A 12,028-nucleotide genomic window follows, 5' to 3' on the forward strand; every position below is an offset into this window, starting at 1 on the left:
ATAAACCTAAAAAACATGCTAACACAATTACCAGCCAGGGCATGGCTGTATTGTATGTCATTGTTACTTGCAATGATGTGCACTGTGCCCAATGTATTTGGTCAGGAAAAAATCTCAGGCCAAATTCTGGATGAAACCGGCACGGGACTCCCAGGAGCTTCCGTTTTATTAAAAGGTACTACTACAGGTGCTGTCACGGATTTGGATGGCAATTTTACCTTGTCATTTGCCCCAACTGAAAATGCTACTTTAAGTATATCTTTTATTGGGTATGTAACTCAGGAGCGTGTTATCCAAAGCGGGGAAAGTAGAATCACTGTGCAACTGGTCCCTGACGAGCAATCACTCAATGAAGTAGTGGTTGTAGGATATGGTGAGCAAAAGAAAGCCACCCTCACAGGATCTGTATCCCAAGTGGAAGGCAGGGATTTGAAAAACAGTCCACAACCCAATATTTCTAATTCACTTTCTGGTAGATTCTCAGGGATCATCGCCAACAACAGAGGAGGCGAACCTGGATACGATGGATCCAGTATCAGTATCCGGGGCTTGGCTACTACAGGAAACAATGACGTGCTTGTTGTAGTAGATGGTGTCCCAGGTCAGATTGGAGGGTTGGAGCGACTCAATCCAAATGACATAGAAAGTATTTCAGTTTTAAAGGATGCTTCTGCAGCGATCTATGGTTCCAGAGCTGCTAACGGTGTGATTCTAGTGACCACCAAGCGTGGTAAATCTGGTAAACCGGTGATTTCCTACAGCTTTAATCAAGGTTTTTCCTCCCCGACAAGATTACCGGAGATGGCTGATGCGGGTACTTATGGTCAGATTAGAAATGAAATTGCTTATTACAATAATCCGCAGGGTGGATTGAATCAGGTTTATTCTGAGGATGAGCTGGGGATGTTCAGAGACGGTTCCGATCCCCTCAACTATCCGAACACGGATTGGGCGGCTGCAGCTTTGGAGAATTTTGCTTTGCAAAGCCAACATGACCTGAGCATCAGAGGGGGATCAGACAATGTGACCTATTTCTTGTCATTAGGAAAAACAGGTCAGGATGGATTGTATAAAGATGGCGCTACTCGCTACGATCAATACAGCTTCCGCTCCAATGTGGACGCTGATATCACTGATAAACTGACTGTGGGACTATCCCTTTCCGGCAGGAAAGAAGATAGACAATACCCAACTTCAAGTGCCGGAAATATATTCCGTTCGATCTACAGAGCTTATCCTACAGTAGCGGCAGTGTATCCTAATGGCCTTCCGTCTTCAGGAATCGAAAATTCAAATCCAGTGGTGATGGCCACAGAGCAAGGTGGTTTGAACCAGAATCCCCGCTATATCTTTAACGGTATCCTAAGAGGTAAATATGAGTTTGGCTTCCTGGATGGACTTTCTGCAGAAGGATTCTTCTCAGTGGATGAAAGCTCTGACAGATCCAGAAACTTTAGTACTCCCTACACTTTGTACAATTATGACCGCACCTCAGGTGCTTACAATCCTGTGGTAGTAGGAGGAGGACCGGATCAGGAGCCTTCGCTTTCTGAGACCCACTATTCTCAATCCATGATCGTATCCAATATCCGTTTGAACTTCAAGCATTATTTTGGAGACCATTTTATAGATGCTTTTGCAGGCTATGAGCAGAGTGAAAATAGATCGCATACGCTGGGAGCTTCCAGACTTCATTTCCCTACGGCAGAAACTCCTGAATTGTCTCAAGGTGGAGCAGCTGCCTCCGATTACGACAACTGGGGAAGTAGCTACAACTACACCAGGAAAAGTTACCTGAGTAGAATTGCCTACAACTACAATGAAAAGTACCTGGCTGAGCTCCAGATGAGAGTGGACGGCTCGTCCAATTTCCCGGCGGATAGCCGATATGGATTTTTCCCTTCTCTTTCTGTAGGTTATAGGATTTCTGAAGAAGATTGGTTCAGAGAGAAGTTAGGCTTCTTTGATGACCTGAAATTCAGAGCTTCTTACGGTAAACTTGGAAATGATAATGTGGGACAGTTCCAGTATTTTGACAACTATTCTTTCAATAACCGCTATATCCTTGGTGATGAGGTAAACACGGGCATCGATCTCACTAGATTGGCCAATCCGAATATTACCTGGGAAGTTGCAACCAAAACAGATGTGGGCTTTAACGCCATCTGGCTTCAGAAATTCACTACTGAGTTCATTTATTTCCAGCAGGACAGAAGTAAAATTTTGACCATCCGAAACGCCTCCATTCCGGGTACTTCAGGAATTGTAAATCCCTATGACGGTCAGTCCCTGGTGCCTGCCGAGAATATAGGCGAAGTGAAAAGCCATGGTTTTGAGTCCACGGTAGGCTATCGTCACGAAGGTAACTTCAGCTTTGGCGTAGCAGGAAACTTTACCTATGCCAAAAATGAAATTGTTTACATCGATGAGGCGGCTGGGGTTCTAGACTATCAGCGTCAGACAGGCAATCCAATGAACACTTACCTGCTCTACAATGCAATCGGTATTTTCAGAAGCCAGGAAGAATTGGACAGTACGCCACATGTACCCGGTGCAATAGTAGGAGACTTGATTTATGAAGATTTCAACGGAGACGGAGAGATCAATGCTGATGACATGACCCGGACGAAGTATGGTAATATTCCTCAGATTACGTTTGGAATGACTTTGAATGCAGCCTGGAAAAACTGGGATTTCTCAGCGGTGATTTCTGGACAGACGCAGGTGAACCAATACGTATTGCCGGAGTCTGGTACTGTGGGTAATTTCTACAGCAGCTGGGCGGACAACCGCTATTCTCCTACCAATCCAGAGGGAACTTTCCCAAGAGTAAGCGAGCGTGCTTCTTCCGCAGTAAGTGGTGGTTTGTATAGAAATAACTTCTGGTTGAACGATGCTTCCTTTGCCCGATTGAAGAATGTACAGATTGGTTACAATGTGCCTCAGCCGGTGTTGGATAAGCTCTCAATCAGCAGCTTGAAGATTTATGCCAATGCATTCAACCTATTTACACTTACCGGAGTGAAAGATTATGACCCGGAAGGTTCTAGTGAAAGCGGACAGTTCTACCCGCAGCAGAAGATCATCAACCTTGGTGTAAACATTCAATTCTAAATCCGACCAAAATGACTACTAAAAATATATTTAAACCATTCCTGGGAATAGCGCTGAGTGGCCTGTTGCTGGGAGGATGTAATGAGGATTTTCTTGATGTGGTTCCCACAGACAGAGTTTCGGATGCATCAATTCTTTCCGATTCCACGCTTTTTGAAGCTTATGTGATCAATCGATACCTAGGGGTAAGATTGACCAATAAAGAGGGGGACGGTAACGTTCCGGGCTTTGGGCGTGGATTTGAATACGCCATGTGGAGCTCGCTTACAGATGAGTCCATTTACAATAACGATGACAATACCTGGTTCATACAGCAAGGCCAGCTTTCACCGCAAAATACGGGGATAGCAGGGACTTTCTGGGGAAGGTCGTACAGAAGTATTCGTGAGGTAAACTATGCTTTGGCAAATATCGGCGAACTGGAAATGAGCCAGTCTGGAAAGGATTTGCTGATCGCAGAACTCAAATTTATCCGTGCATTCCGCTACTTTGATCTGATCAAAAATTATGGGGATGTGGTATTGATGGGAGACAATGTAGCCCAGCTGGGGGATGATTTCACAGACCCATCCTTCTATGAGCGCGCACCCAAAGAAGAAGCCATTGCTTATGTAATTCAGGAACTGGATGCCGCAGCAGCAGTTTTACCACAGACCAACAGTGGGGCTTGGCTGGAAGGACGTGCGACCAAAGGAGCTGCACTGGCGCTGAAGTCACGCTTGTTACTTTATGCTGCAAGTCCTCTGTACAACGATGGAGGTAGTAATGCACAGAAATGGCAAGAGGCTGCTCAGGCTGCCCAGGCTGTGATTGATCTGGGTCAGTATTCTCTTTATCAGCAAGGCTATGGAGAGTTGTTCTTGACTCCGCAAAGCAATTCGGAAATCATTTTCGCCAGGTATTACAATATCAATTCAAGACATACTGCCTTGGAAATTGCCAATGGTCCAAATGGCTATGATGGTTGGGGAGGGAATGTTCCACTTCAGAATCTAGTTGACGATTATGAGATGATGGACGGGACTCCATTTGATTGGGAAGATGAGACCCATGCAGCTGCTCCTTATGATAACCGTGACCCGAGATTTTATGAGACTATTCTCTACAACGGAGCCCCATATAGAAACAGGGAGGTAGAGACATTCCTGCCTAATGGACGCGATAGTCAAGGTGGCCCTTCCAACTGGAATACCAGCAAGACTGGGTATTACTTAAGAAAATTCATAAATGAAGAGCTTCCGATTCAAAATCCTTGGGAAGTGGCAGGTACGCAAAACTGGATTTATTTCAGATATGCTGAAATCCTGCTCAACTATGCAGAAGCACAGAACGAAGCCGTAGGCCCGGATGCCAGTGTATATGATGCAATCAATTCGATTAGAAGTAGATCAGGTGTAGAAATGCCTGCCTTGCCTGCTGGTTTGAGTCAGGATGAAATGCGCGAAAGAATCCACCATGAGCGAAGAATCGAACTAGCCTTCGAGGAACATAGATACTATGATGTAAGAAGGTGGATGACCGCAGATGAAGTGGAAAATACACCTGCTTATGGGATGGAGATTGTAAAAGAAGCAGATGGTAGCTTGACCTACAACAGGAAGATTTCCCTGACTGGGAAGAAATTTGAAACACAAAATTACTGGTTGCCTATTCCGAGGTCAGAAATTTTGGCCTCAAACAATCAACTGGAACAGAATCCTGGTTATTAATATAGAAAGAGGGAAACTATGAGGTTTCCCTCTTTTTTAAAAACCTAACAAAATGAAAAAATGCTTATACAACCTGGTTAAGCCCATGTTAAAACCATGTGTTTTTGCTGTATCAGGATTGCTAATAGCTTGCCAGAGCTCAGGTCAGGATCAGCAGCAGGATCTGCCCGAAGAGGAAATAGTAGTGATAAACGCGCTGAAGAATGAAACCTATCAATCCATCGAACACTTCGGTGCGTCAGATGCTTGGTCGGGACAGTTTGTTGGGCTTTGGCCCGATCAAAAGAAAAATGCAATAGCGGAGCTCTTGTTCAGCAAGGAGAATGATACCGATGGAAATCCCAAAGGAATTGGTCTTTCTATGTGGAGATTTAATGTTGGGGCTGGGAGTGCACAGCAAGGCGAGGAAAGTGGAATCCGGGATGAGTGGAGAAGGGCAGAATCTTTTCTGGAAACAGATGGGACCTATAATTGGGATCGTCAGGCGGGTCAGGTGTGGTTTGCCAGAGCCGCTCAGGAGTTTGGGGTAGGAAAGTTGCTGATTTTTCCAAACAGTCCTCCAGTTTCAATGACTAAAACAGGAAAGGCTTATGCCAAAGATGGTCAGTCAAATCTGGCTGAAGAAAACTTTCAGGCTTTTGGTGAATACCTAACTCAGGTGATCATGGGACTTCAGCAAAAAGGGTTGAAGGTGGATTATGTCAGCCCTGTGAATGAACCCCAGTGGGATTGGTCAGACGGAGGTCAAGAAGGAACGCCTTTTTGGAACAATGAAATCTCCGGCATTGTAAAAGCGCTGGACAAGGCGCTGTCAGATGAAAACTTGACTACGAAAATAGATATAGCCGAAGCTGGGAAAATCAATTACCTCTATGAGCAGGCAGATAAAGAAGGGAGAGGGAATCAGGTAGCAGATTTCTTTCAACCCGAATCATCTAACTATATAGGTGATTTGACTCAGGTCAGCCAGACGGTTTCTGCACACAGCTATTTTACTACTTCTCCCTTTGAGTCGGCTGTTAATCAGCGCGAAAGGGTTGCTGCTGCTGTGAGTTCGGTACAGGGTTTGAGCTACTGGATGAGCGAGTACTGCATCCTGGGTGACAATGGAGGAGAAATCAACGGAAATGGAAGGGATCTGGGGATAGATCCTGCGCTGTATATAGCACGGGTGATCCACAATGACCTGACTGTTTCCAATGCTAGTGCCTGGCATTGGTGGCTGGCTATTTCTCCCTATGACTACAAGGACGGATTGGTTTACATAGACAAACAGAAAGAAGATGGCAACTACTACGAAAGCAAAATGCTGTGGGCATTGGGTAACTACAGCAGATTTGTAAAGCCTGGTTATCTGCGGATTGGTGTTCAAGTAAACAAAGAAAACCAGCAGAATCCGGAGCTGTTGGTGTCAGCTTACCAATCCAATTCCAACGGGGAGATAGTTTTTGTTGTGGTGAATTCAGGCATTAAGGATGTCACTTTGAACTTAATGGTCGATGACAAATTAACTTCTGTGAAGGGATTGTATGTCACTTCGAAAGATAGTAATCTTGAGTCTTTGGATATTGGATATTCGGATGATAAGATAGTCATACCTTCAAGATCTATAGTTACCGTTGTGTCAAATCCTTGAGTTTTTAAAAATGCATGATTACTGAAAATTACTCTTCTTCACAGAAATGTTCTATAGACTCTATCTAAACCTTCGAATGGTGAACATTTAATGGTAAGAGATATGTCTGGTTTTTAAGCTCCAAAGTCTTTCAGCTATGGGCTTTTTATTACTCTTCAAAACTATCTGGCTATCGAATAGACCTAGCTTAGAATGGCTAAAGGGAATAATTTAAAAATTAAAAGGCATCTATAGCTTAGTCGATCATCAAATTGATCGACACTTAAATTTTAAAATCGGTTCTTAGCTGCCTATTATTTCTGGAAATAGGCTGTAAACTTTCCCTGGTCCAAGACGCACACATAAAAAAAGCCCTTTCTTTCTAGAATGGGCTTTACATTGGTAAGCGTTAGTTCGATATTCTTTTTTCTGTTGGGATCTTTTGCTTCCTTAAAATTCTTTTTTGGGTTCTAAAGCTTATCCAGGATTTCTCTGATAAGTTGCTCTTTGTCCAGTTCCTTTTCTCTTCTTGGACGCAAACTGACGATAAAAATGATCCAGATCCCCCAGGCAACAGCAAAAAGAGGAAAAGGATTTTCTGCTCCCAATGCCCCGATCATGGCGATAAAGCTGATGAAAAGTGTGCCTAAAAATTTTATGGTTGCCCACATAATCAGGTGGATTTGTGAATATCTAATATAGCCATTTACGGGTAGGGGTCAAAGTTGTTGGGTTTAAAAGTGTAAATAAGTAAAGTTGTTTTTATGTAAATATATTTTTTGTATTCAACGATAAGGTTTTCTTGCAAAGTCAGTTTATGACAAAAACTTAATTTGCAATAATGATGTCGAAAAAATAAAAGGAGACATGGGTTGAAAAATATTACCATGAGCATAAAAAAATTGGCATTACTCTAACACATTTTAAAAAGTTTCGAAGGATTCGTACATCTTTATTCACTCAAGTTTTCTGCAATATAAATTCCTAGATTGTGCGAATACGCACACTATTGTTCGGGGAATAATTGAAATAATAGAATAATATTCAATTAATGCACCTCTCAGCTTGTTTTGTTTGGCATGAAAGTAGAAATTTTATTATCTCTTTTATCAATCTGTGAAATATGATGTGGAAAAACTATCTTCTAGTTGCTTATCGGAATCTTTTAAAGCATAAGGTTTTTAGCGCCATAAATTTATTTGGCCTTGCATTGGGGATGACTGCCTCCCTCATCATCATTCAATATGTTTGTTTTGAGTTTAGCTACGACCGTTTTCACGAAAATTCAGACCGCATATATCGAGTTCAGCATGACCGCTATATTGATGGTGAACTCCAATACCAAAAAGCCCAATCATTTATTCCTACTGGTGAAGCCATGATGAATGAATATTCTGAAGTGGAAGATTATACAACCATGTTCAGGATTAGCAATGAATCAGACATAGTGGTGACTCATTTGGCTGATGATGGAGAAATGCTACGGTTTTCAGAAAAAGAAGTATATCATGTAAAAGGTGGTTTTTTTGAAGTGTTTTCTTTTCCCTTCATAGAAGGCAATGATGAAATAAAACAGCTCGAACCTCAGACTGCAATGATTTCCCAGTCTACTGCTAAGAAGTACTTTGGAAATGAGTCGGCAATCGGAAAGGTCATCAGTCATAATTACGCAAAAGACTATACGGTTGTAGGCGTTTTTGAGGACATTCCTGAGAATGCCCATATGAAGTTTGACTTCCTCTTTGCTTGGCAAGAGGTGACAAGTCAGGATGATGGAGGTGATGATGAAAACTGGAGGTGGGATGGGTTTTACACTTATTTACTATTGACTCCTGATGCGGACATACCATCGTTGGAGTCAAAGTTCCCAGCATTTGCCGAGAAATATATTGCGGGCACAGCAAACAATAATGTCAAATCAGCTTTCACTCTTCAGCCATTGACATCAATCCACCTAAACTCCGATTTACTAGCTGAAGCTGAGGCAAACAACGAATTGAAAATAGTTTATGCGTTATTGACTGTAGCCATTTTTGTAATGCTTATTGCATGGATCAACTTCATCAATTTATCAATATCCCGTTCTTTGGAAAGGTCTAAAGAAGTTGGTGTCCGAAAAGTGACAGGTTCTGGAAGATCCCAGCTTATCAAACAGTTTCTAACCGAATCGCTGGTTATGAACCTATTGGCTTTCAGCATTTCTTGCATTTTTTTGTATTTGCTAGCTCCTTATATTTCTTACTTTATTGGGGGACAATCGACACTTTCTCTCTTTTCCAACTCTAGTTTTATACTAGGAACTGTCCTCACAATCACGATAGGCAGTGCATTAGCTGGGTTATACCCTGCATTTATCACATCTTCTTTGAAACCTATCCTTGCATTGAAAGGCAACTATTCTAACCAGAACAAGGGATCGTTTTTTAGTCTGAAGCATAGCCTGATTGTGTTCCAATTTGTGTTATCCATAACCTTGATCGCTGCATCTACAGTCGCTTATAGGCAACTCAGTTTAATGAAAACCAGCAATCTTGGAATTGATATAGAAAGCACCATCGTAGTCAATACCCAAGCTACTTTTGGACCGCCTGGTTCAGACTCCGTTTTCACCAGAAGGCTTACCACCTTTAGAGACAAGCTAAATGCAAATGAAAAAATACAAGGGATTACAGCTTCGCACGATATCCCCGGAAAAGAACACCTGTCATTGATGCCCAATTTTAGGCATTCTAAAAATATAGATGAGCTTGTCACGCTTTATTTTACCCGTATGGATTTCGACTTTATCCCAACCTTTGGGGTTGATCTGGTGGCCGGGAGAAATTTTATTGAGGGAGTGGATAATCAATATGCTATGATTTTAAATAAGGAGGCTGTTCAAATCCTTGGTTATGAAAATCCCGAAGATGCCATAGGCCGGGAAGTAAATTGGGGGAATAGGACGCTTGCGAAAGCTGAAATTGTAGGAGTGGTAGACTTCAGGGCAGTATCCTACAAAGAGTCCAACTACCCAATAGCTTACACATCTACTTTCTTTCCCTACAAATATGTCTCTGTCAAGTTTGATGAAATCAACGGCGCAAATGCAGAAGAACATGTGGCATTAATCCAAAATACCTGGAACACAGTATTTCCAGATAAGCCATTCGAATACTTTTTTCTAGATGATTTCTTCAATGCTCAATATAAAGCTGATCAGAAATTCGGACAGCTCTTAGGAGCCTTCACGTTACTTGCTCTTGTTGTAGCCGGTTTGGGACTTTATGGCATCACGCTTCTTACGGTAACTCAGAGAATCAAGGAAGTAGGCCTTCGAAAAATAATGGGGGCTTCTGTAAGTCAAATAATCGTATTGCTCTCGAAGCAGTTCTTGTTTATGGTCATCATTGCCGGACTTATCTCAATTCCGGTTATTAAGTTATCAATGGAAAAGTGGCTAGAAAATTATCCATACAGAATTGAAATGTATTGGTGGATATACCTGCTTCCTATCGCATTGATCTTAGTAATCACCTGCTTCACCGTAGGGTTTCAGATAATTAAAGCATCCCTGATTAACCCAGCCAAGTTGCTTAGATACGAATAGAGACAAAAGGAATTTCTAACTATAAATTCGTACGTTTCGAACGAGTCGTACATCTCGTACCGTACGAATTATACGAGCTTTGAAATTAGGTTTATTATTGGATATGCTTTAGCGAATCGGATTAGCGAAGACAACTCTGTCGATTTATGGAAGATCTCTAAAATTTCATATAAATATGATGCCTCATTTAATCCGATGAATTCCAATAATAAAACCAAATCGCTACTAATTTCGCTACTGATCTAAAAATAAAAACCCTAACTATCAGTATTTCAGATAGTTAGGGTTTTGCTATGCAGAGGAGGAGGGATTCGAACCCCCGGTACCTCGCGGTACAACGGTTTTCAAGACCGCCGCATTCGACCACTCTGCCACTCCTCTAGTTCCAAATCAGTTTTGTTTCCGATTGGGATTGCAAAAGTAGCGGAAAACTCCTCTTTTGCAAAAGGCTTTTTTACATTTTATCCTAAGTGTCTGATTATTTTGAGATTATTTTTTAAGAAATTCTCTTTTTGTTAATGATGTGCCTAGCTAACTTATGCTTCCTTTGTTCCCGAAATCAGAAAACTGCGGAGGACCAATTACTCTTTGCAAGCCGGCTCAATCCTTCAAGCTCTTTTCTTCCTCCTCTATCAGGCTCTCTATATTGCGCTCGCTGCGCCGTCTTTTTCTGTCTTCCACCAGATCCAAACTGACATTGACTTCAAAACAGACTATAATTATGATTGAGGTGATCAGGAGCCAAAGCATCAAGGCTATCAAAGTACCTATAGATCCATACAGTTTGTTGTAACTCGCAAAATTGTTCAGGTAAAAGGTGAAGCCATGAAAACCAAGGGTGATCAGCAAGCCTGCAAGTTTTGCCCCTGTGGAAAAAAACTTCCACTTATCATGAACAGCCGGTGCAAAACGAAATATGAATGCAGTGGTGATGTAGAACATCAGCAGGAGAATTAGAAACTTCAAACTGGAAAAAAGAAACAGCATAAACCCAGAGTTAAAAACCTGCATCTCGTCCAGTCTGCGAATTACTATGCCTCCGAAAATCATCACCAAACTGGCGGTAATGACCGTAAATGCCAATACTAATACTATGCTGATCGCTATTCCTCTGGTCTGTAGGAATCCTCTGTTTTCCTTAGTCTGGTACACCGAGTTGAAGGAGTTCATCATGGATATCACGCCCTGGGTGGAAGCGAAAAGTGCAAAGAAAAAACCCAGGGAAAGCATGCTTTGCCGGGGTTTGGATACTATATCCATGATAGTGCTCTCAGACTGGGCATATACCTCTGTAGGCAGCATCTCCTGAATAAATGTCAATATATTCTGTGTAGTGACGTAAGGAAAGATGTTTTGCAGGTAGGGGATCAGGTTCAGCAGAAAAAGGATCAGGGGAAACAGCGCTATGGTGTAGCTGAAAGCCATGGATCCTGCACGTTCGAGAATATCATCTTTGCGAAGCTGAATCAAAAATACCCTGCCTACATCGTAGAGGTTTTTGTCCGGATCCCCAAAATGGATTTTCTTGAGCTTTTGTACCTGCCTGAGCAGTCTGACCTGCAACCTAAGGATTTTTGTCTTGATCACTTATCCTTCTTATTAAAAGTACCCTTTCAATAAAGCTAACAAATTCTCTGGAGGTCTAGTGGGGCGATGGCTTTCTTTTTTGAGGAAAGTCAGTGTGGTCCAGCCTTCAGTGATCAGTTCGTTTTCTTCGTTGAACACGCAGTAATCAAAGCGGATTCTTATTCCTGGCAGGGAAGGGATGGTGGTTTTGATGGTGAGTAATTCATCGTATTTCCCAGGCTTCAGATAGCGATAGTGGCTTTCCAACACGGGCATCATGATTCCATTTTCTTCCATTTCCCTGTAGGAAAAACCCAGACTCCGCATCGCTTCCACTCGGGCTACTTCGAAATACATGGCATAGTTGCCATAATAGACATAACTCATCTGGTCTGTCTCGGCATATCGCACCCGGATTTGAGTTTCAGCGTTGAACAT

At 42.3% G+C, this 12,028-nt stretch carries 7 protein-coding genes and 1 tRNA gene; 4 read left to right on the forward strand and 4 right to left on the reverse strand.

Translation table 11 applies throughout. The features are described 5' to 3' along the window. Nucleotides 1-15: 15 nt before the first annotated feature. Genes PBT90_RS02570 through PBT90_RS02580 form a run of 3 tightly spaced genes read left to right on the forward strand, consistent with a single transcriptional unit; the run spans nucleotide 16 to nucleotide 6,459 of the window. The gene (locus PBT90_RS02570) at nucleotides 16-3,114 is read left to right on the forward strand and encodes a SusC/RagA family TonB-linked outer membrane protein (RefSeq protein WP_270131413.1); all 3,099 of its coding nucleotides are present in this window, start codon (nucleotides 16-18) and stop codon (nucleotides 3,112-3,114) included. An 11-nt stretch (nucleotides 3,115-3,125) separates the two neighbouring features. After that, entirely contained in the window at nucleotides 3,126-4,823 is a 1,698-nt protein-coding gene (locus PBT90_RS02575) for a RagB/SusD family nutrient uptake outer membrane protein (protein WP_270131415.1), read from the forward strand. Between the two features lie 52 nt (nucleotides 4,824-4,875). Then, complete coding sequence (locus PBT90_RS02580) at nucleotides 4,876-6,459, forward strand: glycoside hydrolase (protein WP_270131417.1); 1,584 nt, start codon at nucleotides 4,876-4,878, stop codon at nucleotides 6,457-6,459. 449 nt (nucleotides 6,460-6,908) lie between these two features. Here PBT90_RS02580 and PBT90_RS02585 read toward each other — a convergent pair whose 3' ends face one another. Beyond that, nucleotides 6,909-7,109, reverse strand: a complete 201-nt coding sequence (locus tag PBT90_RS02585; RefSeq protein ID WP_264808778.1) for a hypothetical protein — start codon at nucleotides 7,107-7,109, stop codon at nucleotides 6,909-6,911. A 545-nt stretch (nucleotides 7,110-7,654) separates the two neighbouring features. Between PBT90_RS02585 and PBT90_RS02590 the strand changes: the two genes are divergently transcribed. Next, the gene (locus tag PBT90_RS02590; protein ID WP_455423632.1) at nucleotides 7,655-10,024 is read left to right on the forward strand and encodes an ABC transporter permease; all 2,370 of its coding nucleotides are present in this window, start codon (nucleotides 7,655-7,657) and stop codon (nucleotides 10,022-10,024) included. A gap of 296 nt (nucleotides 10,025-10,320) precedes the next feature. Here the strand turns inward: PBT90_RS02590 and PBT90_RS02595 are convergent. From PBT90_RS02595 to PBT90_RS02605, 3 genes are all read right to left on the reverse strand, one after another. Then, nucleotides 10,321-10,405, reverse strand: a tRNA-Ser gene (locus PBT90_RS02595). Nucleotides 10,406-10,624: 219 nt separating this feature from the next. Next, nucleotides 10,625-11,611, reverse strand: a complete 987-nt coding sequence (locus PBT90_RS02600; RefSeq protein WP_264808779.1) for a YihY/virulence factor BrkB family protein — start codon at nucleotides 11,609-11,611, stop codon at nucleotides 10,625-10,627. A 12-nt stretch (nucleotides 11,612-11,623) separates the two neighbouring features. Continuing rightward, a complete protein-coding gene (locus PBT90_RS02605; RefSeq protein ID WP_270131420.1) occupies nucleotides 11,624-12,028 on the reverse strand; it encodes an acyl-CoA thioesterase in 405 nt (134 codons plus the stop codon).

The organism is Algoriphagus sp. TR-M9, assembly GCF_027594545.1.
Lineage (GTDB): Bacteria > Bacteroidota > Bacteroidia > Cytophagales > Cyclobacteriaceae > Algoriphagus > Algoriphagus halophytocola.

Excerpts from the sequence above, each read along its gene's own strand:
- PBT90_RS02605 (WP_270131420.1), bottom strand. The coding sequence starts at position 12,028 with ATGTTCAACGCTGAAACTCAAATCCGGGTGCGATATGCCGAGACAGAC.
- PBT90_RS02590 (WP_455423632.1), top strand. The coding sequence starts at position 7,655 with ATGACTGCCTCCCTCATCATCATTCAATATGTTTGTTTTGAGTTTAGC.
- PBT90_RS02570 (WP_270131413.1), top strand. The coding sequence starts at position 16 with ATGCTAACACAATTACCAGCCAGGGCATGGCTGTATTGTATGTCATTG.
- PBT90_RS02575 (WP_270131415.1), top strand. The coding sequence starts at position 3,126 with ATGACTACTAAAAATATATTTAAACCATTCCTGGGAATAGCGCTGAGT.
- PBT90_RS02580 (WP_270131417.1), top strand. The coding sequence starts at position 4,876 with ATGAAAAAATGCTTATACAACCTGGTTAAGCCCATGTTAAAACCATGT.
- PBT90_RS02585 (WP_264808778.1), bottom strand. The coding sequence starts at position 7,109 with ATGTGGGCAACCATAAAATTTTTAGGCACACTTTTCATCAGCTTTATC.